Below are 23,733 nucleotides of genomic sequence, written 5' to 3'. Positions count from 1 at the left end.
TACTGGCTAGTCTAGGCTCATGCCGCTATAATTCCCGCCTCAAAAATCAGAGGTTGAAATATGTACAGCGATATCACTCCTATTCACGAACACAAAAAATACTGGGCCGAGTGCTACGGAACTGCACCCTTTTTGCCTACCAGTAGAAAGGAGATGGATGCTCTTGGATGGGATAGCTGTGACATTATTATTGTAACTGGTGACGCTTATGTCGATCACCCGAGCTTTGGTATGGCTATCATCGGCCGTCTGCTTGAAGCTCAAGGTTTCCGCGTGGGCATTATTGCTCAACCAAAGTGGGACAATAAAGATGCCTTCATGAAGCTAGGTAAACCTAACCTATTCTTCGGCATCACAGCGGGTAACATGGACTCCATGATCAACCGCTACACCTCTGATCGCAAATTACGTCACGATGATGCTTATACTCCGAACAATGAAGGTGGCAAGCGTCCTGATCGTGCAACTCTGGTTTATTCTCAACGTTGTCGTGAAGCTTACAAAGGCACGCCAATCGTGCTTGGTGGTATTGAAGCGAGCTTACGTCGTGTAGCTCACTACGACTACTGGTCAGATAAAGTTCGCCGCTCTGTATTGTTTGATGCAAAAGCTGACATTCTTCTTTTTGGTAACGCTGAGCGTGCATTGGTTGAAGTAGCACACCGCATTGCCGATGGTGAAGACATGTCTACGCTGACCAATATCCGCGGTACTGCTATCAATATTCCTGCGGCCCCTGAAGGCTTCAAGATCATTGACTCTTCTCGTATCGAAAAGCCGAACAAAGCGTATGTTCCGGTTAACCCGTACGAAGTTGAAACTCAGTGTGATACCAAGAAAGACGAAAAAGAAGAAGTAAAAGCGCAACCTATTACTATTCGCCCTTCTCGTCACGATGCAAAAACTACAGCGGTTCGTATCCCAGGTTACGAAAAGCTAAACAATGACCGTATTCTTTACGCTCACGCTAGTCGTATTCTGCACCTTGAGACAAACCCGTACTCAGGTCGTGCTCTGATTCAACGTCACGGTGATCGCGAGCTTTGGATTAACCAAGCGCCTATTCCATTGACCACAGAAGAGATGGACTACGTGTTTGGCCTTGCGTACAAGCGTGTTCCGCACCCGATGTACGGCAAAGCGAAAATCCCAGCATACGACATGATCAAAACCTCGGTTAACATCATGCGTGGTTGTTTTGGTGGTTGTTCTTTCTGTTCAATCACAGAGCACGAAGGTCGCATCATTCAGAACCGTTCGAAAGAATCTATCTTGGATGAGATCGAAGACATTAAAGATAAAGTACCGGGCTTCACAGGTACTATTTCTGACTTGGGCGGCCCAACGGCGAACATGTACCGTTTAGGTTGTTCAGATCCAAAAGCTGAAATTAACTGTCGTCGTCCATCATGTGTGTTCCCGAAAATCTGTGAAAAGCTAAACACAGACCATCAACACACTATCGACCTGTACCGCTCTGCGAGAAAAGTACCGGGTGTTAAGAAGATCATGATCGCTTCTGGTGTACGTTACGACTTAGCGATTGAATCTCCAGAATACGTTCGTGAGCTTGTGACTCACCACGTTGGTGGTTACTTGAAGATTGCTCCAGAGCATACTGAAAAAGGCCCACTGGATCTGATGATGAAGCCGGGCATGGGCACTTACGATCGTTTCAAAGAGATGTTCGAGAAGTACAGCGCTGAAGCCGGTAAGAAACAGTACTTAATTCCTTACTTTATCTCTGCTCACCCGGGCACAGAAGATGAAGACATGCTTAACCTTGCAATGTGGCTGAAAAAGCACAACTACGAGTGTGACCAAGTACAGAACTTCTACCCATCGCCAATGTGTAATGCAACGTCGATGTACTACTCAGAGACTAACCCTCTGAAACGCGTGAAATATAAGAAGCGTGAAGATGTTCCTGTGCCGAAAGGTGATCGTCAACGTCGTCTGCATAAAGCACTGCTTCGTTACCACGATCCTGAAAACTGGAAAATCATCCGTGAAGCACTGATCAGCATGGGTAAACAGCACCTAATTGGTGACAAAGCAAACTGCCTAGTACCAGCAGAAGACTTTGATGCACAAACACCGGCACAACGTCGTAAGTCTGGTCGTCACGGTTCACAACGCTTTGCGACTAAGCACAGTAAATCTCAGCCAGGTCTTGGTGGCGAAAGCCCACGTAACCACTCTGGTAAGAAACCGGGTGGCAAGAAGCCGAATGGTAACGGCAACGGTAGCCAAGGTAATGCTAACCAAGGTGGCGGTAATGGCAATGCTCGTAAACCAGCGACTGGCTTCATTAAGAAAGGTCCTGGTGGTCAGCAATCACAAGGTAATGGCGGCGGAAATGGCAAACCAAACCGTAACAAAGCGGGCAATGGTCAAGGTGGCAAACCTGCAAGTAACGGCAAGAACCGCCAGCGCGCAGCACAACGCTAATATCGCGAACCGATTGACTTCGCTATCGTAAAAACACAAAGCGCAGCTATTTAGCTGCGCTTTTTTGTGTCTGTTACAAGATAGCCTAACGAGCAAACACCCAATACTGACTAAGCAAATAGTTACTGACCATGCCCACCAAGATGCCAACCGCCATTGCGATAAACACTGCCCCAGTAAATGCAGGCAGCAATTCAGTCATCAACTTAAAGCACAGCAAATTAGGTATCGCCGATATTGATGCAGAGAACATGAACTTTTGCCATTGAATCAGCTTTTCGGACCAATTCCCCTGCCCTTTGAATTCAAAGGTCAACACTCGATTTCCAAACCAAGTTGTCGTTGCTGCAACGATGAAAGAGCCAATTCGAGCACTCATTAACGGCAGCCCAATAACGTAATGCAGCAACGCAAACACGGCACAATCGACAACAAAGCCACCCGACCCCACCATAGCGAATTTAATCATCTTATGATGAGGTTGTAGTTTTTGGTTTAGCACGTCGAACTTGTGGCTAAACAGTCTCGATGACGAGTTAAAATTGAACATCGCCATCACTTCGAATATGGCTCAACGATAGATTTGGTTTGATGTTTTGGCTATGACAACTAAATAGAGCGCGCTTGATCTTCACCGTCGGCTCTAAAATACAGGTCAACGCATTGTCTTTAATCTTGGTTTCCACTTCCGCTCTTTTACCAATCAGATAGAACTTGTCGATACCATCTAACTGCTTAACATCAAGTAGCTTTTTCGCTTGTCCATGACTGTAAAATTGCCCAGAGAACGGTCGTTTACCGATGTAAAAGCTCGGCGCTTCATCCGTGATCTGCTCGAAGATAATACGGTCACTTTTCTCGTTCGCTTTGCCTAGGTTGAGGTAGACCATCGCAATCATTAACAGCACAGGTAGCACCAAAGCCACACTCGAGAACCACTTCTTATCTTTTTCTACCACAAGCGTTGCCACCAGCAAGCCAAGGGCTGGAATACCCGGTAGGACGTAAGCTGGAAGAATATTACCCGCCATAGTGAAAAGAATTAGAGGAGAGACCAACCAACACACAAGGAATGAAAACAACCCACTATGTTCAGCGTTAACTTCTGCGATTTTCTTACGACGGGCGAAAGTCAAAATAGGCAACACAATCGACCACGGCGCAGCCGCTTGAATCCAGAAAATCCAAATCATGCCTCTTGCTTGGTCATGGGCAGAACCGTATAAATCGCCCTCCCAACCACTCACAACAAAACGCTTAAAGTGCTCGCCAACAATAAAGTAATCAATAAAACCCGGTGTTGCCATTTCAGCCATGATGTACCACGGCAAAGCAATCGCTAGCATCACGCCTAAGCCTGACAACAGTGGAAAGCGTTGCCATAACACTTTAAAAGCGCCAAAAAATCCATGTTGCAAAACTAACCAAGGGAAAACGGCGATACCCATAATCACAATCGCTACCGGCCCTTTTGCCAGCAAGCCTAGTGCTAAGCCAATGAAACCGACATAGCCCCAAGACCGATTAGTCTTCGCGCTCCCTTCTCCCTTCGAACCCTCTCCTCCTAGCCAACATAGGTAGAAACCTAACATGGCTATGGTCATCGCTAACGTTAATGCCATGTCAGTCATAACAGCACCCGCCGCGATAGAGAAAATCCCACATGTCGCCAATACCACGGCCGCCACCAAGGCACTTTGTCCGGTGCGCTTAGCCATGTACGCAACCAACAAAATCGTCGCAAAACCTGCTAACCAGTGTGGCGCACGCACAGCAAACTCACTCAAACCAAACAGCTCAATGCCAATCGCGCTCATCCAGGTAAACATCGGAGGCTTACCCCAGAAAGGGATGCCGTAATCAAATTGAGGGGTTAACCAATTGCCGGTTTCTACCATCAAGCGAGCCATCTCACCGTAGCGCGCTTCCGTAGTGTCCATTAAAGGGTATGTCGCCAGAGATAAGAGCCTTAGAACCAATGCAAAAGCCAACAAATACCATAGGTGCGTTCGGTTCAGGCTCATGCTGACTCCTCTAATTTAAAATGCGTTTTTAATGCAGGGGTATCGACCACCGATTGGATCAGATACAAAGGACGGTTCTTGGTTTCGATGAAAATACGACCTATGTATTCCCCCATTAAACCAATACTCAGAAGTTGAATGCCGCCAAGGGCAAGTTGAACCACCATCATTGACGGGTAGCCCGTAATAGGCTCACCAAACATCATGGTTTTGAACACGATGAAGACGCCATACACGAAAGCAGTAAGCGCCACTAATCCACCAACGGCCGTCGCAATACGCAGTGGGCGGATAGAAAATGATGTGATGCCATCCATCGCCAATCCGATGAGTTTCAGGTAGTTCCATTTCGTCTCGCCACAGAAGCGAGCATCGCGCTTAAACTGAATCGTTGCTTGTCTAAAACCTGGCCATGAAAAGATGCCTTTCATGTAACGGTTACGTTCAGGCAGTTGGTTGATATGGTCGACAACCTCTCGGCTTAACAATCGGAAATCACCCACATTTTCTGGAACATCGATCTTCGCCGCCACGTTCATGACTTTGTAAAAGCTTGCGGCTGAAAACTTCTTAAACCACGTTTCACCGTCACGTTGGCTACGCTGCATATTGACGACGTCATAACCTTCGCGCCATTTGGCAATCATTTGAGGAATCAGCTCGGGCGGATCTTGCAGATCGGCATCGAGCAAGATCACGGCTTGTCCTCGGCAATGTTCGAGGCCAGCACTCATCGCTGACTCTTTACCAAAGTTACGGCTTAAACCGATCACAGAAATTGAGCTATTGATTGAAGTGAATGAACTCACCAAATTCAAGCTGTTGTCTTTGCTGCCATCATCGACATAAACGATTTCACTGGTGATGGGTAAGCTATCCAGCACCTTAGTTAAGCGAGAATGAAACTCTTCTAACACCTCTTGTTCATCGTAAAATGGCACAATGATCGATAGTGAAACGGCAGGGTTGATCCGTGATGTGGAGACTTTAGGTCGGCTAATATGAAGTTCAGACATAATACGTTCTTCTATTTTTTAATCTGAAGCCAATCTACCCTCCCATAAGTGAAAGTTATGTTATTGACATATTTTTCACGCTCACTCAGGATAATGTTACTGTCTATTTCTGTATGAGAATCAAAATGAAACGAGTTCTATTAGTCGAAGATAACCGTGAAATTGCAGGTGTCTTGTTTGATTATTTTGAGTGTATTGGCATGGAACTCGATTACGCAGACAACGGTGAACTTGGCCTACAACTCGCGTTGGAAAACTCATTTGATATCATCATATTGGATCTAATGTTACCGAGAATGGACGGCCTAACGGTTTGTAATAAACTGCGAGACCAAGGTAACGCGACACCTATTTTGATGCTGACCGCCTTAGATAGCCGAGAAGATATGCTGAAAGGCTTTGAACACGGTGCCGATGATTACCTCACCAAGCCATTTGATTTGGATATTCTAGAAGCAAGAATGAACGCGTTAGTCCGTCGTTACCGCGGAAAAGTCGCCTCTTCAAAACTTCAGTTCGATGAACTCACCATCGACCAAAAAACCCGTAAAGCTTACCGCCAAGATAAACTACTAGCGCTCAACCCAACCACTTACACCATACTTGAGATGCTGTGCCAAAGCGCACCTGAAGTAGTCACTCGTGAAGCTATTTCCTACAAGTTATGGGAAGAAAACGAGCCCAACAATGATGTGTTGCGCAGTCACATTTATCAGTTACGTAATCAACTCGACAAGCCTTTCGACACTCAGATGTTAATTACGGTGCCTAAAGTTGGCTTCCGATTGGAGCCATCGAATTGATTTCAAATGTTCTTACAAGCACAAAAACCCTAACGGGCCGCTTAGCGGTTTTCTTTGGGTTAATGGCCGTAATTGTGTCGGCATTTGTCTATGTGGTATTTATCACAGCCCTGTACTTGTCGGAAGACCGCGTGGGTGAAAGACGCATCCTAATTGACCGCAACTATGCAGTCGGGTTATTCCAGTCAGGTGAAAGTGGAGAGCTTCGTATTGATGACCTGACTATCGCTTACAACGATCTTTCCTATCTACCGAAAAAGTATTTAAAGTATATTGAAGGCAAAGAAAATTTCATTGGTGAGGTCGGTGAAGATCCAGAATCTCGCATGGTCTATGTAGGCGAGTATACTCATGAAGGTAGAACTCACCCTATTGTTCTGCTTTCTGAAATAGACCGTGTCGAGCTTAGTGTCTTTGAGCTCGTTTATGCCACCACATTTGTATTAGCCCTTCTCTCTATTCTAATATTCAGCTTCGGAGCTCTGCTCTATCGGTTGTCTAAACGGCTGATTGAGCCCTTCAACTCCCTGTCTGAACAGCTTGAATCCAATAAGCTCAATCTAAACGAAGAATTTGGAGTGAATGACGATGCGGCGGTGGAGTTTCGTCAGTTGACGGATCAACTCAATCAATACAGAAGAGAAATCAATTCTCTAGTAAAACGCGAGCAAGCTTTCGCACGCTACTCAAGTCATGAACTAAGAACTCCGTTGACTGTTGCTCGTGGTGCCAACAAACTGTTACTGAGAAGCGAAACAACCGAATTTCAATCTCGTCAGGTTGAACGTATTGATGAAGCCATTGTTCAAATGTCTGAAATGGTCGATGCACTGCTTGGTCTCGTTCGCTATGAAAGAAACAGTGACGATGCACCGCTACGTTTATTCAGCCAGCAAGAGCTAGAGACTATCGTTTCTAAAAATTCGTTGCAGGCTGACGAGAAGGAAGTCGCGATAACCTTACAAGTTCAATCAGAACCCACAATTCAGGCCACCAGCGCGATAATGAATATGTTGGTCGGTAACTTGTTAAGAAACGCGATTGCAGCCACTAATAGCGGTACAGTAACTATTACCCTTTCTCAAGACAGTCTTATTATTGAAGACCAAGGCGAAGGCCTGCAGGAGCAATACAACCCGAATGGACACGGGCTAGGTTTGTTGATTGTCGATGACTTGTGTCAGCGTTTTCATTGGGACTTTGAATTGTTTAATCGCAGCTGTGGTGGATGCACAGCCAAGATCACCTTTCAAGCCGATTCATCCGCGTCAATATCGAACGAAAACTTGATTTAGTTGGTTTACAGCCGCCTCTGGCTACTAGATACTCGTCCGTCCTATTTGATTTAAAAATGCTGGCTCTTGAGTCAGCATTTTGTCTAAGTGCGATGAAACTAAATAATAGCCCTGTAACTCAACATCAATACAACGACCACACCTTTTTCTTAAAGCGTGACGATCAGCTTCATTCCCACTTTTGCGGCAACAAAGCCAGAAAGTTCATGAAGCTACTGGAAGACGAGCACCCAAGCACTACCACCCTAATAAGCTATGGTTCCGCTCAAGCCAACTCATTGTTCTCGCTAGCCGCACTTGCAAAAATCAAAGGTTGGACGCTTGAGTTTTACGTTGATCACCTACCTCGATGGCTACAAGAACGCCCACTCGGCAACTACCGTGGCGCTATCGATCTCGGGGCTAAGGTTATTTCAGTCAAAGAAACAGGCTCTGAGCTTCATCCACAAGAGTATATTGAGCAAGTAAGACAACCTGACTCACAATGCATTGTGTTACCAGAAGGTGGACGCTCTCAGCTTTCTGAATACGGCGTGAAGCAACTGGCGATTGAAATACTCAGCTGGACGCGTTTCGAAAACAAACACGATTTCGTGGTAGCACTTCCAGCAGGCACAGGCAGCACAGCTCTGTATCTGCATAAGCATTTAAAAATGCACAACATCCCAGTGTTAACTTGCGCTTGTGTTGGCGGCAGTGATTACCTAACACAGCAGTTCAATGAACTCGGCGAAACCGATCACCCGCAGATATTACCACTTAAAGCCAAACACCACTTTGGTAAGCTTTACCAGCAGGACTATCAAACTTGGTTGGATCTACAAGAACAGACGGATATTGAATTCGACCTGCTCTACGACCCATTGATGTGGCAATGCCTAGAGCAATGGCAAGAAGAGAACCCAACAAAAACCGTCATCTATATCCACCAAGGCGGCATCTTAGGTAATGAGTCGATGTTGCCGCGCTATCAACGTAAGTACCCAGAACTTCGAAGTAGTCACACCGCTGATAACGCTACTTGGTAGTAATCCGTTCTTTTCTACTCTAATACCCCCCGCGTTTCTGCGGACCTGAGAATTTCTCAGCACATCATGAACAGCCATCGCACTCCCTTTCGATGGCTGTTTATCAGTAATCGCCACCTGCTATCCCTGCCATACATTTCAAGTTAGAGACATAAATCTGGCGAGAATCATCGCGTTATCTATACTTTCGATTGGAACGTCAATTGTCATCGAAAGGAATTACGCATGCGAAAACTCACTACGCTCGGCCTGTTTTCAGTTTTACTGCCCTTCTCTGCGATTTCAGGAGAAAACGTCACTTATCAAGTCGATGGGATGGATTACGAAGGTTATTGGAGTGAAGCCAGTGACCAAGCGCCTTTGGTACTGCTAATACACGATTGGGATGGCTTAACCGATTACGAAAAGAAACGTTCTGAGATGCTCAACGAACTCGGTTACAACGTGTTCGCCATCGACCTATTTGGTAAAGGCATTCGCCCTACGGAAGTGAAAGATAAAAAGCAACATACAGGCGAGCTGTATAAAGACAGAGAAAAAATGCGTACGTTGCTCAACGCTAGTGCCATGGAAGCGAAAAGACTTGGCGGCAACTTAGATAACAACGTAATGATGGGATACTGTTTCGGCGGAGCCGCTGTATTGGAAGCCGCTCGTGCGGGCATTCCTTCGAAGGCTTATGTCACCTTCCATGGCGGTTTATCAACACCAAAAGGTCAAGACTACTCGCAGACTAAAGCTCCCGTAGTCGTGTTCCACGGCACGGCTGATGCCATGATTTCAATGCACGACTTTGGAAGCCTCGCCGCTCAACTTGAATCAACCAAAGTTCCGCATGAGATGATCACTTATAGTGGTGCGCCACACGCCTTCACAGTATTCGGATCGAATAACTATCAACATGAAGCTGACCAAAAATCTTGGGATAGATTTACCCATGTGCTAGAAACCACCACCAGATAATCTTCTCCCTCAGAACCCACAACCCCATTCGAAAACTTAAGAATGGGGTTGTTTAATTATCACTGCATCATCTCGCTACAAATAGCGGTGGATACTTAAGTCATCAGTTTTAATATCACTAGCTGAGCCACTGACCACGCTTGCCAAGATCTTTCCTGAGCCACATGCCATTGTCCAACCTAATGTCCCATGTCCAGTATTTGTAAATAGGTTCTTGATAGGCGTCTTACCGATAATAGGCGTACCATCCGGCGTCATTGGTCTTAACCCAGTCCAGTATTCAGCCTTAGAAAAGTCACCCGCTTGTGGGAAAAGATCTTTAATCACCATATCAATCGTGGCTTTGCGTTTTTCAGGGATAAGGTAATTAAACCCCGCAAGTTCTGCCGTCCCTGCAATGCGAATACGATCATCAAATCGCGTCATCGCTACCTTGTAAGTTTCATCCATCACAGTCGAGGTTGGTGACTTATCTACATTCACGATCGGCAGTGTTAGCGAATAGCCTTTCACTGGATAAACCGGGATCGACAAATCGACTTGCTTCAACAGTTCTCGAGAGTAGCTTCCTGAAGCGACCACGTAAGCATCCGCTTTGAACTCGCCTTGAGTCGTTGTAATACTCTCAATGGTTTGATTCTGATGATTGAGCCTAACCACTTCGGTATTAAACACGAACTGAACGCCGAGTTGCTTGGCTTTTTCGGTCAAGGTTAAACAGAACTGATGACAATCACCGGTTTCATCGTGTGGTAAATACAGGCCGCCCACCAGCTTGTCTTTAACGTCTGCTAAACCAGACTCCACTGACAGACACTGTTCAACATCAAACAGCGAGTGTTCGATTCCACTCTCTGTTAATAGCTTCATATCCTGCTGAATAGCGTCCAATTGTTTTTCGCTTCTGAATACTTGCAAGGTGCCTTTCTGCCGGCCCTCATAAGCCAAATCTTCACTGATTCTTAGATGAGTCAGGCAATCTCGGCTGTAGTTAGCGACTCGTAACATCCGCGATTTATTCTGTGCGTACTTGGCTTCATTACAGTTGGCGAGCATCTTAGTCGCCCAAGACATTAACTCTGGAGAAAGAGAAGGCTTCACTTTAAGTGGCGCATGTTCTTGGGTAAGCCATTTCATCGCTTTCAATGGAATACCAGGCGCCGCCCATGGTGAAGAATAACCGTAAGAAATTTGCCCAGCATTCGCAAAGCTGGTTTCTTTACCACTGCTATCTTGACGATCAATCACTGTGACCGAGTGTCCTTCCTTCGCAAGGTACCAAGCGCTGGTCAACCCAATAACACCGCTGCCAATTACAATAACTTCCATTCTCTTCCCCTAATGCCCGACAAAGCCAAAACCAGCCGAACACAACTGTCAGTGTAAAACTCGTTTCGTTAATGGTTTGTAACTTATTCCGCACGTGTTGACTTAACAATAGAGAGAGCGTTGACAAAAACTCAATTCGACTTAAAAACGAATTCGGCAGTTTGAAAGTGTGATATTGGCGGTATTTGAAAGCTTAGGTAGGAGTCGCTAAGTAAATCAACTAAGCCTAGATATTGTAAGCGTCATGGCTTAAGAAAGTGGCGTTCTCGAGTAAGAAATCCAACAAGGTTTCGGCTTGTAGCGTAAGTGCACGGCCTTTCAAAGATTGAACCTTAACCGTCGCCTTCGATAGCATCTCCAACTCGGTCGCAACCACTTCAATCTGCCCTGACTTTATTTCATCGATCACAGTGAGCTTAGGCATAAAGGTGACGCCCAACCCTGCTGAAACGAAGTTAGTCAGTGCCGTGACTGAGTTAGTTTGAAGTTTTGGCTGCAAGGTAAGATGGGAAATTTGTTCAGCCTGCTTTACTAGCCTCCCCATACCGGTCGAGTTATCGATCAAGGCGAGAGAAGCGTCTTGAATATCTTGCATTACCACTGGTGCTTCTTTCATCGTAAGGAAGTGCCCCTTCGGAGCAATCAATTCGAGCGGATGGCTGCGTTCAACGTGGGAGTGCAGTTTAGGGTGCGGTGCAGACGCATAGGTTATCGCAAAGTCTATCTGTTGATCTTCCAACATCTTGACTGCATCCAATGCCCCAGCGATCTCAATAGAAAGATTGATATCAGGATAACGAGTCATGAAGGTTTGCATCGGTTTTGACACCAAGTTGGTAATAAATCCTTCACCGATAGCAATGCTGACATTGCCTCCTTTGAGGTTTTTAAGCTTAGTTAGTCGAGCAAGTACAGCGGCCTCTCCACGAACAATGGAGCGATAGTAGTTCAACAGTTCGTTCCCCGCCTCAGTCAGCAGAGATTGGCGGTTGTTGCGCTCCCATACTTTCATTTCCGCTTGCGCTTCTAACTGTGTCAGCATTCGACTCATCGCGGCAGGGTCAACGTTCATCATCTTAGATGCCTTACGTAACGACCTGTATTTTGATAACGCGTTTAAGTACTCGAGAGCACGGATATTAAAGTGGTGCATTCAACTTCCTTGTAATTCAACTGACACTTAATCAAGCGTCTCACAAATTTGCTGCGAACATATATCCCAATTTATCAAGATTGTAATTGCACTTTCTAACTTGTGCACCGAGTCACTTCAAGACATCACATCAAAGGCTGATATGCGTGTTTTAGCTTGCTGTCGATAAAACAAAGGCGACAACTTTCGTCATCGCCTTTGTGGTCATTATCCCGATGTAAACCTCAAGCAGTCAATAACCGGTCACTTCACTACAGACCAACAAAGAAACTGATCACCAATGCGTTGATCAAATCAACAAAGAAACCACATACTAATGGCACCACAATGAATGCTTGTGGGCTTGCGCCATATCGATGAGTTACTGCGGTCATGTTCACAATTGCTGTTGCGGTCGAGCCTAGAGTGATACCACCGAAGCCTGAACATATCACCACAGAATCGTAGTTTCTTCCCATCAAGTAATAAACGACAAACACAGTAAACAACAGGGAAAGCAAGATCTGGATACTCATGACAACAGAGATATAGCCAAACAGTCCATCGAGATCCCAGATACGCAACCCCATCAATGCCATGGTCAAGAACATGCCTAAACAAATATCAGAGATCATCGCTAAGCCTTTGCGGCCTTGAGCGATTTTCTCTTGTGTACGACGTTTCTTAAACAGTGCGCGACCAACGTTTCCGATTAGGATACCTGCGATCAAACAGCTAACGAATAACGGCAGTTTTAGGCCCATCGAGTCGATAACTTCACTCAAGCTGTAACCCAGCATTAGTGTTAAGTTAAGAATCAACCACGCCCACAGAACGCCGTAGTGGCTAAGCTCTGTTTTTGTTTCACTCTCTTGGAATGCACCAACCGTAACCTCTTCTTCATTAGAAGGGCTTACTTTGTGTTTATTGAGCAGGTAGTTCGCAATCGGACCACCAATCACACACGCTGCAATTAAACCAACCGTGTTTGAAGCGACACCAAGTTCGAGCGCGTTAGCAATACCAAACTCTTCCACAAACATTGGCGCCCAAGCTAACGTTGTGCCTACGCCGCCTATCAAGCTAACAGACCCAGATAGCAAGCCTGCTTTCGCATCCATTCCAAAGCCAGAAGCGACTGCCATTCCGACTACGTTTTGCAACACGATAAAAATGGCAGCAAGACACAGTAGGATGAACAACGGTCGCCCGCCTTTAATCAGTGTTTTAATATCCGCTTGGAGCCCGATGCCAGCAAAAAAGTAGAGAAGCAAAAAGTCTCTGACATCTAGGCTAAAAGTGATTTGGATTTCAAAAATATAGTAAAGCGCCGCCACGGTCGCTGCGCAGACAAAGCCACCAATCACAGGCTCTGGCAGTGAATACTTTCTTAATACTTCAGATCGCTCGATCAAACCTTTACCGATAAACAGTAATGAAATCGCGATCGTAAAAGAGAGCATTGGAGAAACTAGGGTTTCTGTCATGAGGTTATGGATTCCTAATAGTTAGATTATTCATAATATTGCGTACTATTAATAATCTAGGTTCACGCCAAAAAATCAAGCGATTATCTATGATAAAAACACCTAATATGGTTAATTCTGCGACGGTATTAATAGAGATTATAACTATAAAGCAATGATTAAAGGAACGGATATTAGGGAGGTATACAGATGAGGTGGGATATAGAGGCTCTAAAACGAGAAAACCCCAGCATTTCTGCTAGGGTTTTGAATAGTGGTGGAAGGATGGGGATTTGAACCCCAGATACGCTATAAACGTATACTCGCTTTCCAGGCGAGCGCCTTAAGCCACTCAGCCATCCTTCCACAAATTGTGTGTTGAGCATGTCACTCAACGAGGCGCTACTTTATTGATTCTGCTTGCTTTGGTCAAGGGGCATTCTCAAAAAAAGTGCCTTTTTCGGTTTGTTCGATTACAAATTAACTCATTAGATCAAAAACAAACCAAATTTCATTCTTTCGCTGCACTTACGCTTGTTGCTTTTCTTAAGCTTGTTGATAGTAGCCAGGAACTCGAAACCATTTACGACACATATCGAGGAAGTAGCCGTAAAGTACGCCCATACCGCACGAGATAACTGCATTACTGGTGACAGCCGTAACGATCTGGTCGCCTGAAGCACCCACTGCCAACAAAATACCCGCATACACTGGAGACTGGAATAACACGTATGCCATCAAATCAGACAAGTTTTTCATCAATGAGCTTTCTGAAAGTTTTGCACCATTGCGTAAGAACCAATCACGAAAAACGCCATAAGGCCAAGCGATAGCAATGTTTACAGGAATAGATAACGTTCGAGAAGCAAGAGATTGCTCAAACGTCATACCAGAAATAAACACTTCTACGATCATGCCAGAAATAAAACAGAAAACGACCATAGCAAATGTATCCGCAGCTGCGTTTCGAATACAAAATGGACCACGAGACTTCATTGACGACAAACCTAAAATATATCACTGCTTAATTAGTGATTTAGTAACATATAAACAAGGCACATTGCACCTCACCAGATAATGTCGCTATTAAATCACAAGATTAGTAGTCATACACTCCAAATTAAAAATCAAGTTGTAAATTAACAACCAAAAACCACTTTAAAAGCAGTCACTTTCACCAAAAAATCCAACCAAGGTCAAATATTGGACAGTTCGTCATTTACTTACCGTAATTAAACAACATTTAAGCCATAGGTAGATTTACAGTAATGATATTAATGACATCTTGTGTAGGTGGTGATCCTAAAGCAACCTGCTCTAACGCTTTATCGACTTGTTCAGTAAGTTCCGCGTTGTTCATAGCTTCAACGTGGACACGTAGGCTCTCTAGTGCAAATTGAATCAGTTCTAGGTTGTTGTCTTCTAGCGCCACATACAACGTCACTAACAGCTCTTCAGTGTTATCTTTGTTGCGAAGATCAGGTTTAGGCAGTGACTCGCTTTTACTTTTCGAATCGTGTGGTTTTACGTCTTGGCTTTCGAGCTCATCCGCTTTTACTTCATGGTATTGATAAAGCTTATTTGAATAGCGGAACAAGGCATCATCCAGTTCACGCTCGTCAATCGGCTTAGCAATAATATAATCCACACCTGCCCCCAACATACGCTCACGAGTCTCTTTAAAGACATCAGCCGTACAACCAAACACCAATACCGATGACACATCGCCTATCAAAGCACGAATAGCAGTGGTTGATTCAACGCCATCCATCACAGGCATATGGTTATCCATGAGCACCAAATCAAAGCGCTCAGCAACCACGGCTTGTATCGCAAGTTCACCGTTTTCGACGCTCTTACAGGTAAAGCCTTTACTGCTCATGAAGGCTTCAATGATCACCGTGTTAGTTCGGTTGTCCTCGACGATCAGTACCTTTAAGCCAGAGTAGTCCAACTTCTTATGTGGCAAACTCTCGATTTCTCCTGGCTGACATGGCTGAATCTTCAAGCGAACATCAAAACTCGTGCCTATCCCTTCTTCACTGGTGACGGTAATACTGCCATCCATCAACTGGGCAATTTTCTTCACAATCGCGAGGCCAAGGCCAGTACCGCCAAAACGCCTTGTGGTCGAAGACTCCGCTTGTTCAAACGGTTTAAAAATACGCTTCTGAGCTTCTTTAGAAATACCAATTCCGGTATCACGAACTCGAATGCTCAGATAGGTGTCACTCCCCTCTACAACTTCTTTCAGGTACACCTCAACAAAGCCTCTGGAGGTGAACTTCACCGCGTTGTTCAATAGATTAAACAAAATTTGGCGAAGGCGAGCTTTATCTGAGAAGTACCAACGACCCGAAGTCACCTCAGAGTACACTTTGAATTGAAGCCCTTTCTCGGAAGACAATGTGTAGTAAACACTGTTAATACTGCCGATGATCGAATCAAGCGGGAAACGCGTTTCATCAAGATCCAACCTGCCCTGCTCGATCTTCGAGAAGTCTAAGATCTCGTTGAGTAGAGTCATCATATGATCGCCGGACTCATACAAGCTCTTAAGATGCTTCTCTTGTTCAGAATTTAGAGGCGTTTTTAATAGGATTTGAGCGGTACCCAATACCCCATTCATCGGAGTGCGAATTTCATGTGACAAGGTCGCAAGGAAAGCGGTTTTTGCATTGGTGGATGCCTGAGCTTTAACCTTTTCCGCTTCGAGATAAATGGTCTTTTCGTTGAAGGTTTTAATCAAATGGCCGATTTCGTCATCACTCGAGTAATCCACATCAATGATTTCGCCGGCTTTCGAACTATCAACCTGTGCTGCAATCCTTGTGATTGGACTAATCAAATAACGGTTCAATAAGTAATACCCCGCCATGACACAAAGTAGCAATAGCGGAACAATACCGCCTTCAATGCTCATCACCTGACGAAACACTTCGTCTTCTACTCGTGATTTGGAGTTCACCACATCCACTTGCCAGCCGAAATCACCAAATTGATTGCTACTGATGTAAATGCCTTCAACGAGATTAAAGTTATGCGAAACCAACACTTGGTTAAGCTTATCTCTGAGCGTAATGCCAAGGTTGTATTCTTCGGCGTGGTTCTTGATAAAACCAAGCAGCTCTTCGAGCGAGAGATCCACCGTGGCAACACCGGCAAAAGTACCGTCGTAATAATAAGGGGAAGACGCCGTAATCATTCGAACGTGTGTGTATGGGTCGATATACACATCGCTCCAAGAGATCGTTCCTTGTTTTTTGTTGACGACAGAGGTGTACCAATACTCTTCTTGATAAGGGGCATTTTTGGGGTTGTTGTAAGAATATATCTGATCGATTCTTCCATCGTCGGCTTTATTAAAAAAGTAACTGTTGAGAAGCTTTTTAGAATCGAGCGCATAAGGTTCAGGCCAAATACCGGCACTGACAATTGTATCGTCGCTCGCCGCCAACATGGACTTAAATAGCGGAATAACATCATCACCGTTACGATGCGCTTGAGCAAACCCAACGAGACTGTCTACGAAGCCTCGAGAACTACTGAGTGGCTCTGTAATCAATGCGGATAACAGTTGCGTACGCAAGTCGAGGTTTTGTTGTAATTTGGCGCGCACAGGGGATTCTACGACGTAATACGTCACACTACCGACAATGGCAATAAACATCGCAAGGTATAATCCAAGCGCTACCATGCTTTTTTTCTTTAAAGACGACCGTATCTGCATAATTCTTTTATTGTTTTCTTTTCTGTTAAACCTAGTGTTTATCATCCATGACATCAAGCCTTTTTAGATTGAAGCTTGATTGGCACAAGTTCATTGGTACTATAAGCGCAAATATGTTCCCTTTTACGGTACCTCACTTTGACTTTACAAGATATTCTTGCGCTTCCAGAGTTGGAAGGAAAGCTAATCACAGAACACAAAACAATGGGCTTTGTCACTGCAATGGCAGCGGCACCGAATGTGTTAACCCCGCATGAGTGGCTACCGTTCTTATGGGGTGGCGAAGAAGTCGCACCTTTTACGGATGGTGAACAGCTAGAAAGCTACATTGAAGTTATCATCGAGCTTTGGAATAAAACCCGCCCAGAACTGATTGAAGGGACTTGGGTTTGGCCTGAAGCTTGTCAATTAGACGACGAAGAAGTGGTGAACACTGCCGCTCGTGATTTTTGTGAAGGCTTGCTTCAAGGCTGGCAGATTGCTCGCGACGATTGGGAAACACTAATGCCTGAAGAGAGCGAAGATAACGCACTCGTTGGCGGTGTCCTGCTGTCACTGAGCATGCTTTACGATCCAGAAACGTCAATTGCTACGCTTGCAGAGCAAGGCATCGAAGGCCTAGAGCAGTTCGAAGAGATCTTTAACGCTGTTCCTGTGATGCTTTGCGGACTAACGCAGCGTGGCATTGCACTGGCTGAAGCTCAATAACAGTTAGCTTTATACAAGCCAAAAGGCCTCATTATGAGGCCTTTTTTAGTTTTCAGACGAAATAAAATAGTCGCTTTAGAAGCCTTTCCAATCGAAGTCATCAATTCGCTCATCAGCAATATAAAACAGCTTAGTGCCACTGCTGACCACTTGATCTAACTCTGGGTTGAGTTCAATACCGCTCCCCGTATCAATGGCGATCAGAGTTGCTTGATACTTCTCTTTAAACACTGAGAAAATAGGCGCGACGGTGACAGACTCAGCGTCTTCAGGGAAATACGTTGAATACTGTGTCATGCCTCTTGTTGAGCTCAATAATTCTTGGTGAAGCGCACTGGAACCTGGGTCTACCGCAGCCTTTGCTAGCATCTCAGCACCCACCGCTGGAATACATTCTGAGTTAGGGCAATGCTTGTGTAACAAATCGCTCAGCGCTTCATCTTTAAAGTAAACAAGAAGGTGCGCTTTAGGGTTTCGGTTGGCACAGTAAAGCGCCGCAGATAACGTAATGTCGTCTTCTGGGTTATCAATCAGGATGCAACTTGCAGACTCAATGCCCGTTTTCTCCATCTCTTTGCCATCGGTGTAGCTGTTTACTTTGACGAAATTGATTTCACCGGGTAACGGGTTCTCGATATCTGAACGCGTACATAGCACGATTGGTCGTTTACCCGTTTCTTCGTGTTGTAGCATGCGGATGAGATGAATGGTTCTTTGCTCATTCCACCCCAACATCAAAATGTGGTTGTCCACTCTAACTCTCCTTTTTCCTAGCAAGCCCGCTCGCCAATATTCAACACCTTCTGTCGCCACTTTACCGAGCAACGCGGCAAAAAGGCTCAACCCGCCTGGAATCACAAATAGAATAACGATCCACTGCCCCGCTACCGTGGTCGGTGATAAATCACCATAACCAACCGTAGAAGCCGTCACCACCAAGTAGTAAGCGAATACGGTAACCGAACTGGTTAAATCTGTTTCACCCGCCAAATACAGCATCGACCACGATAAAGCGATGTAGCCAAGAAAAGTGAACAGTAAGTTTTTGCCATTCAAAACAAAGATGTTTGCTTTGATCCAGCGTTTGAGTTGTAACCAGATTATCATTCGAGCCTCTAATCTTTTCCTCTTACTTACATGCTAGAAAAAATACGCGATATCAACAAGATGTATCATCAGAAAAAGATACATGACCACAAGATTGATATTGGCGGCCTATACGCAGATACAAAAAAACCAGCACTATTGGCTGGTTTTTTTATTGGTTAGATAAAAGAACGACTTACGCGTTACCTTTTACCTGCACATTTAACTGCTCTGCAAAATCTAGCATGCGGTTCAATGGAATAAGAGACTTCACGCGTAATTCGTCAGAAACGAAGATTTCGTGTTGCTCACCACCATTCTCAAGCGCGTTTTCAATCGCTTCAAGGCCGTTCATTGCCATCCAAGGACAGTGTGCGCAGCTACGACACGTTGCACCAGCACCCGCTGTCGGCGCTTCAATCAGCTCTTTTTCAGGAACCAATTGCTGCATCTTGAAGAAGATGCCTTTGTCTGTCGCAACAATCATCTGTGGATGAGGCAGCTCTTTTGCTTTCTTGATCAGTTGGCTTGTTGAGCCTACAGCATCAGCCAGTTCAACCACGCTTGCTGGTGATTCTGGGTGAACCAAGATAGCCGCTTCTGGGTATACCGATTTCATTTTCTTCAAAGCATCAGCTGAGAACTCATCATGAACGATACACTCACCTTGCCAAAGCAACATGTCAGCGCCAGTTTGATTTGCGATGTAAGAACCTAGGTGACGGTCTGGCCCCCAAATAATGGGTTTGCCTTCAGCGTCTAGGCTTTCAACGATTTCTAAAGCGATGCTCGACGTAACTACCCAGTCTGCACGAGCTTTAACAGCTGCAGAGGTGTTCGCGTATACAACCACAGTGTGGTCAGGGTGAGCATCACAAAATTCTGTAAATTTGTCAGCTGGGCAGCCAAGATCAAGCGAACATTCAGCTTCAAGTGTTGGCATTAAAATGCGTTTTTCAGGAGTAAGAATCTTTGCAGACTCACCCATGAAACGAACACCAGCGATGATCAAAGTGCTTGCTGAGTGACGGTTACCGAACTTAGCCATCTCTAATGAATCGCCAACGAAACCACCAGTTTCTTCTGCCAGAGCCTGAATTTCAGGATCGGTGTAGTAGTGTGCAATTAGAACTGCATCTTTTTCTTGAAGTAGTTTTTTGATGTTTGCGATGTGGGCCTGTTTCTGAGCGTCGCTCAATGGAACTGGCTTAGGCGGAAACGGGTAAACTGTATCGATTTTATCTAGTATATGACTCATTGCTCTTGCTCTACGCAACTTCTTCCGAGAATCCGAGTATTCTACACAGGACAGCGATTGGGATCAAAAAGGATTGGTTGCAAGCGGTGACTAGCTAATGCTTAAAACGCATAAACAAGGCGATGTGTTGTCATCACTAGCAAGAGAAGTAAACACTAAACGGAAGTGAACAGGTATAAAAAAGAGGCGCCTAAGCACCCCTATTTTGGTTATAAGTGGGTTTTGGCCACTTTAGCCGAAGCACTGTTTGGGTGCTCGGTTACGACTTGTTGGTAATATTTCTTAGCTTGCGTCGCGTTGTTGTTGCGCGCTGCTATGTCACCAAGCTTAACCAGTGCATCTGCTCGCTTGTTTGAGTCTTTGTACGACACAACAGCAGCGAAGCTCTTCACGGCTTCTTTATCTTGCTTCTTAGCGAAATAAAGCTGACCTAACCAGTAATGTGAGTTAGGTGTGAAGGTAGAATCTGGGAAGTCTTTTTGAAACTTTTGGAATGCAGCGATAGCACCCGTGTAGTCTCGTTGCTTTAGAATCATATCTACAGCATTTTGATAAGCAGTTTGCTCATCCACATCAGTACTGAACGTACCAGAAGCGTCTTTAGAGCCTTCGCTCGCCGCCACTGCTACCGTTGCTGTTCCTGCTGCTTTCACCTCGCCTCTTACGCGATCCAGTTCAATGAACAGTTCACGCTGACGCTCTAGCATTTGCTTCATATCGTAGCTGTTTCGTTCCAGATCACCACGAAGTTCACTGATCTCCAGTGCCATGTCGTCGATTTGCTGTTGCATTTGAAGCTGAACGAGATTGCGATTTTGAAGCAGGCGCTCTAAACGCTCAATATCTGATTCGTTAGATGCTGATCGAGAGGAAGATGATGAATTGGTTGCGGTGCTATTGAGATCGGATACTGGAGCTGGTGCAGCGAACGCGGTGTTCGCTGCACTTGCCAGTAACGAAAGCAAAATGACTCGCTTTGTGTTACTGAACATGAGGCAATTCCTCAATTATATAGTCTACTAAAATTAGTAAACTAGTACTGCGCGACGGTTTTTAGCGTACACATCTTCAGATTGACCTAGAAGAAGTGGCTTCTCTTCACCGTAGCTTACGATAGAGATTTGGTCAGCTTGAACACCTAGAGCTTGTAGGTATTTCGCTACAGCTTGTGCACGACGCTCGCCAAGTGCGATGTTGTACTCAGGAGTACCGCGCTCATCAGCGTGACCTTCGATAGTAACGTTCATGTCAACGTTCTTAACTAGGTATGCTGCGTGAGCTGCTAGCATTTCTTCGTAATCGCCAGCGATAGTAGAGTTATCGAATGCGAAGTAGATTGTTTGAGTTTCACGTAGCGCTTGCTCTTTAAGCTCTTGCTCAGACAGTTGACCGTTAGCGTCAATTGGCGTTACAACAGTTGTGTCTACATTGCCTTCTGAACCTGGAGTTGTTTGGTTGCTTTCAGTACCAGATGTTGCAGATGTTGCTTCATCAGTTGAGCTACATGCCGTTACTGCCATCACTGGTAGTGCAATCATCAAGCCTTTAAGAACTTTGTTAAGTTGCATCTTTTTTTCCTTACGTTATCAAACTTAGTTTCTACAGCGACTAAGAGTGCTATAGATAGTTAAATGCCACAATAGTTAACACTATCAATAGCTAAAAGAATATGTAATTTTCCCTAGAGGAACGGTGACCATGCAGGCGCTCTTACGCGTCCGTTAGTTGCCGGTAATCTAGCTTTAAAACGTCCATCGATAGAAACCATCGATAGTACATTTGTTTTGTTGTAAATAGAGCTATAGATAACCATACCTCCATTCGGTGCAATACTTGGAGACTCATCTAACAATGTTTTTGTTAGTACCTGAACCGCACCGGTTTCCAAATCTTGCTTAGCCAAGTTAAAACCTGAGTTGCTGCGATTCACCATGATCATGAATCGACCATCAGGAGTGATCTGGCCACCTAAGTTTTGGCTACCTTGCCAAGTAATACGAGAAGTCGAATTATTGGACAAATTTACATTATAAATCTGTGGTTTACCACCACGATCCGATGTGAAAATAAGAGACTTGCCATCTGGGTGCCAGAATGGTTCAGTATTATTCGAACGGCCTCGGGTAATTTGAGTCAGCTTACGGCTAGCAAGGTCAAGTGTGTACACCTGAAGGCTGCCCGTTTTCGACAATACCAATGCCAATGTTTTACCATCTGGCGAGAATCTTGGCGCACCATTGTGACGAGGGTATGACGTCACTTTCTCACGTTCACCCGTGTAAATATTCATGATGAATATTTCAGCTTGGCCATTCTGGAAGCTCACATAAGCTAGCTTTTTGCCGTCTGGTGACCATGCTGGAGACATGAGAGGCTGCTTAGAACGAAGTACTAAACGCTCGTTAAAGCCATCGTAGTCAGCAACACGAAGTTGATACGGGTACTTGTCTTTATCGTTCACTACCACGTAAGAGATACGAGTTAAGAACGCGCCTTTCTCACCAGTTAGCTCTTCATACACTAGGTCTGAGATACGGTGTGCGTACTCTCTCAAGCGATTACCAGGAACCGTAGCCTTCTTATTGAATAGAACGTGATCTTTAGAAAGCACTAATTGGCCTTCATCACTCAGCGCACGACTTTGTCCTTTGGTCAGTTGACCACGAACAATGTCGATCAATTGGTAATTCACCACATACTGCCCTTCGGCATTTTTAGTGATACTACCGGTAAGCAATGAGTCAACACCTAGGTTAGTCCAAGCATCAAAGTTAACCTCAGTTTCGCTGTAAGGCGTTTGAGGCATTTTGCTTGTCGCAACTGGGCTGAATTTACCACTGCGCTGTAAGTCAGAAGCGATAACCGCTGATACATCGTGTGGCAATGGCTCTGAGCCTTCCCAACGGAAAGGTACAATAGCTATAGGTCTTGCAGAGTTAATACCGTCTGTAATAACCAGCTCCAGCGCTGCATGTGCAAACTGGCTGCTTGTAGCTATTAAGAAAACAAAACTCAGTAATAGTTTCTTTAACACAAGTTCGTCCTTTTACTCTGGTGATACAGTTAAGTTAATGTCTTTCAGTGAGTTCACAATGTCTGGGTCTTTAGGCAACGGGTAAGATTGTACTTGTGCCACCGCACGCTTGGTTGCTGCACATAAACGGCTATCGCCATCTAAGATACTCAAACTACCCAATATCGCGTTAGAGCCCGTTGGAATCAGCTTAAGGTTCACTCGACATGAGCGTCCTCGATAGCTGTCTTCTAACAACAGGTTCTGTTGAATCAGTTGGGTATAGATAGCCCCGTAACGTTGCGCTTCATCAGTGATAAATTGTTGTCTTGCTGAAGAGTTTTGAGTCGCTTCCGTTTCAAGCCCAGCAAAGATATCGTTCAATGCGGCTTCTTGTTGTTTACGCTCTTTTTCTGCTTTTGCTGCAGCTT

Annotated in this window: 20 protein-coding genes and 1 tRNA gene; 6 read left to right on the top strand and 15 right to left on the bottom strand. The window is 45.0% G+C overall.

Annotated features, from left to right (window positions below; genetic code table 11):
* The first annotated feature begins 153 nt into the window (after positions 1-153).
* Positions 154-2,451 (top strand): YgiQ family radical SAM protein, encoded by a 2,298-nt coding sequence (locus A136_RS17875; RefSeq protein WP_017063528.1) that lies wholly within the window; start codon positions 154-156, stop codon positions 2,449-2,451.
* Between the two features lie 85 nt (positions 2,452-2,536).
* Here the strand turns inward: A136_RS17875 and A136_RS17870 are convergent, their stop codons facing one another.
* Genes A136_RS17870 through A136_RS17860 form a run of 3 tightly spaced genes read right to left on the bottom strand, consistent with a single transcriptional unit; the run spans position 2,537 to position 5,491 of the window.
* Positions 2,537-3,001 (bottom strand): GtrA family protein, encoded by a 465-nt coding sequence (locus A136_RS17870; protein ID WP_017062031.1) that lies wholly within the window; start codon positions 2,999-3,001, stop codon positions 2,537-2,539.
* Positions 2,988-4,475 (bottom strand): ArnT family glycosyltransferase, encoded by a 1,488-nt coding sequence (locus tag A136_RS17865; protein WP_017063527.1) that lies wholly within the window; start codon positions 4,473-4,475, stop codon positions 2,988-2,990. Before A136_RS17865 ends, A136_RS17870 begins: the two co-directional genes overlap by 14 nt.
* Complete coding sequence (locus A136_RS17860; protein WP_017063526.1) at positions 4,472-5,491, bottom strand: glycosyltransferase family 2 protein; 1,020 nt, start codon at positions 5,489-5,491, stop codon at positions 4,472-4,474. Before A136_RS17860 ends, A136_RS17865 begins: the two co-directional genes overlap by 4 nt.
* Before the next feature lie 125 nt (positions 5,492-5,616).
* Here A136_RS17860 and A136_RS17855 point away from each other — a divergent pair, with 125 nt between their 5' ends.
* The 4 genes from A136_RS17855 to A136_RS17840 all read left to right on the top strand — a co-directional run bounded on the left by A136_RS17855 (position 5,617) and on the right by A136_RS17840 (position 9,580).
* The gene (locus A136_RS17855; protein WP_017062034.1) at positions 5,617-6,294 is read left to right on the top strand and encodes a response regulator transcription factor; all 678 of its coding nucleotides are present in this window, start codon (positions 5,617-5,619) and stop codon (positions 6,292-6,294) included.
* The gene (locus A136_RS17850; RefSeq protein WP_017063525.1) at positions 6,291-7,589 is read left to right on the top strand and encodes a sensor histidine kinase; all 1,299 of its coding nucleotides are present in this window, start codon (positions 6,291-6,293) and stop codon (positions 7,587-7,589) included. Before A136_RS17855 ends, A136_RS17850 begins: the two co-directional genes overlap by 4 nt.
* A gap of 92 nt (positions 7,590-7,681) precedes the next feature.
* Positions 7,682-8,617, top strand: coding sequence for a pyridoxal-phosphate dependent enzyme (locus A136_RS17845; RefSeq protein WP_029235142.1), 936 nt, complete (start codon positions 7,682-7,684; stop codon positions 8,615-8,617).
* Positions 8,618-8,842: 225 nt separating this feature from the next.
* Complete coding sequence (locus A136_RS17840; RefSeq protein ID WP_017063523.1) at positions 8,843-9,580, top strand: dienelactone hydrolase family protein; 738 nt, start codon at positions 8,843-8,845, stop codon at positions 9,578-9,580.
* A gap of 75 nt (positions 9,581-9,655) precedes the next feature.
* Here the strand turns inward: A136_RS17840 and A136_RS17835 are convergent, their stop codons facing one another.
* The 6 genes from A136_RS17835 to A136_RS17810 form a co-directional block, all read right to left on the bottom strand.
* Positions 9,656-10,909, bottom strand: a complete 1,254-nt coding sequence (locus tag A136_RS17835) for a D-amino acid dehydrogenase (RefSeq protein WP_017063522.1) — start codon at positions 10,907-10,909, stop codon at positions 9,656-9,658.
* A gap of 226 nt (positions 10,910-11,135) precedes the next feature.
* Positions 11,136-12,062 (bottom strand): LysR family transcriptional regulator, encoded by a 927-nt coding sequence (locus A136_RS17830; protein WP_017063521.1) that lies wholly within the window; start codon positions 12,060-12,062, stop codon positions 11,136-11,138.
* Positions 12,063-12,313: 251 nt separating this feature from the next.
* Positions 12,314-13,528 (bottom strand): sodium/glutamate symporter, encoded by a 1,215-nt coding sequence (gene gltS / locus A136_RS17825; RefSeq protein WP_017062061.1) that lies wholly within the window; start codon positions 13,526-13,528, stop codon positions 12,314-12,316.
* A gap of 254 nt (positions 13,529-13,782) precedes the next feature.
* Positions 13,783-13,873: transfer RNA gene (locus tag A136_RS17820), tRNA-Ser, on the bottom strand.
* A 180-nt stretch (positions 13,874-14,053) separates the two neighbouring features.
* Positions 14,054-14,503: an L-alanine exporter AlaE gene (locus A136_RS17815; protein ID WP_017062062.1), complete on the bottom strand. Its 450-nt coding sequence runs from the start codon at positions 14,501-14,503 to the stop codon at positions 14,054-14,056.
* A 247-nt stretch (positions 14,504-14,750) separates the two neighbouring features.
* The gene (locus tag A136_RS17810) at positions 14,751-17,204 is read right to left on the bottom strand and encodes a hybrid sensor histidine kinase/response regulator (RefSeq protein WP_017063520.1); all 2,454 of its coding nucleotides are present in this window, start codon (positions 17,202-17,204) and stop codon (positions 14,751-14,753) included.
* 171 nt (positions 17,205-17,375) lie between these two features.
* Here A136_RS17810 and A136_RS17805 point away from each other — a divergent pair, with 171 nt between their 5' ends.
* Positions 17,376-17,945 (top strand): UPF0149 family protein, encoded by a 570-nt coding sequence (locus A136_RS17805; RefSeq protein WP_017062064.1) that lies wholly within the window; start codon positions 17,376-17,378, stop codon positions 17,943-17,945.
* 75 nt (positions 17,946-18,020) lie between these two features.
* On the opposite strand, the gene A136_RS17800 is transcribed toward A136_RS17805, so the two are convergent.
* The 6 genes from A136_RS17800 to tolA all read right to left on the bottom strand — a co-directional run.
* Positions 18,021-19,052, bottom strand: coding sequence for a potassium channel protein (locus tag A136_RS17800; RefSeq protein ID WP_017063519.1), 1,032 nt, complete (start codon positions 19,050-19,052; stop codon positions 18,021-18,023).
* A 175-nt stretch (positions 19,053-19,227) separates the two neighbouring features.
* Positions 19,228-20,289, bottom strand: a complete 1,062-nt coding sequence (nadA, locus tag A136_RS17795) for a quinolinate synthase NadA (RefSeq protein ID WP_017062067.1) — start codon at positions 20,287-20,289, stop codon at positions 19,228-19,230.
* A gap of 209 nt (positions 20,290-20,498) precedes the next feature.
* Positions 20,499-21,281, bottom strand: a complete 783-nt coding sequence (gene ybgF / locus A136_RS17790) for a tol-pal system protein YbgF (protein WP_017062068.1) — start codon at positions 21,279-21,281, stop codon at positions 20,499-20,501.
* 33 nt (positions 21,282-21,314) lie between these two features.
* Positions 21,315-21,857 carry a peptidoglycan-associated lipoprotein Pal gene (gene pal / locus A136_RS17785; RefSeq protein WP_017063518.1) on the bottom strand — a complete coding sequence of 181 codons (543 nt, stop codon included), beginning with the start codon at positions 21,855-21,857 and terminating at the stop codon, positions 21,315-21,317.
* A gap of 113 nt (positions 21,858-21,970) precedes the next feature.
* On the bottom strand, positions 21,971-23,323 hold the full coding sequence (gene tolB / locus A136_RS17780; RefSeq protein WP_017062070.1) for a Tol-Pal system beta propeller repeat protein TolB: 1,353 nt from the start codon (positions 23,321-23,323) through the stop codon (positions 21,971-21,973).
* Positions 23,324-23,335: 12 nt separating this feature from the next.
* Positions 23,336-23,733 (bottom strand): cell envelope integrity protein TolA (gene tolA / locus A136_RS17775; protein WP_017063517.1); only part of this gene is annotated, 398 nt, incomplete at its 5' end.

Origin of the sequence: Vibrio crassostreae 9ZC13 (assembly GCF_000272045.2) — a bacterium.
Lineage (GTDB): Bacteria > Pseudomonadota > Gammaproteobacteria > Enterobacterales > Vibrionaceae > Vibrio > Vibrio crassostreae_C.
The sequence above is the reverse complement of the archived record's forward strand: the minus strand, read 5'-3'. Positions and strand labels throughout refer to the sequence as shown.

Coding starts and splice junctions, on each gene's coding strand:
- pal (WP_017063518.1), bottom strand. CDS start 21,857: ATGCAACTTAACAAAGTTCTTAAAGGCTTGATGATTGCACTACCAGTG.
- ybgF (WP_017062068.1), bottom strand. CDS start 21,281: ATGTTCAGTAACACAAAGCGAGTCATTTTGCTTTCGTTACTGGCAAGT.
- A136_RS17810 (WP_017063520.1), bottom strand. CDS start 17,204: ATGGTAGCGCTTGGATTATACCTTGCGATGTTTATTGCCATTGTCGGT.
- A136_RS17875 (WP_017063528.1), top strand. CDS start 154: ATGGATGCTCTTGGATGGGATAGCTGTGACATTATTATTGTAACTGGT.
- A136_RS17860 (WP_017063526.1), bottom strand. CDS start 5,491: ATGTCTGAACTTCATATTAGCCGACCTAAAGTCTCCACATCACGGATC.
- A136_RS17815 (WP_017062062.1), bottom strand. CDS start 14,503: ATGAAGTCTCGTGGTCCATTTTGTATTCGAAACGCAGCTGCGGATACA.
- A136_RS17865 (WP_017063527.1), bottom strand. CDS start 4,475: ATGAGCCTGAACCGAACGCACCTATGGTATTTGTTGGCTTTTGCATTG.
- gltS (WP_017062061.1), bottom strand. CDS start 13,528: ATGACAGAAACCCTAGTTTCTCCAATGCTCTCTTTTACGATCGCGATT.
- A136_RS17840 (WP_017063523.1), top strand. CDS start 8,843: ATGCGAAAACTCACTACGCTCGGCCTGTTTTCAGTTTTACTGCCCTTC.
- A136_RS17800 (WP_017063519.1), bottom strand. CDS start 19,052: ATGATAATCTGGTTACAACTCAAACGCTGGATCAAAGCAAACATCTTT.
- nadA (WP_017062067.1), bottom strand. CDS start 20,289: ATGAGTCATATACTAGATAAAATCGATACAGTTTACCCGTTTCCGCCT.
- A136_RS17835 (WP_017063522.1), bottom strand. CDS start 10,909: ATGGAAGTTATTGTAATTGGCAGCGGTGTTATTGGGTTGACCAGCGCT.
- A136_RS17870 (WP_017062031.1), bottom strand. CDS start 3,001: ATGTTCAATTTTAACTCGTCATCGAGACTGTTTAGCCACAAGTTCGAC.
- A136_RS17855 (WP_017062034.1), top strand. CDS start 5,617: ATGAAACGAGTTCTATTAGTCGAAGATAACCGTGAAATTGCAGGTGTC.
- A136_RS17845 (WP_029235142.1), top strand. CDS start 7,682: ATGAAACTAAATAATAGCCCTGTAACTCAACATCAATACAACGACCAC.
- A136_RS17830 (WP_017063521.1), bottom strand. CDS start 12,062: ATGCACCACTTTAATATCCGTGCTCTCGAGTACTTAAACGCGTTATCA.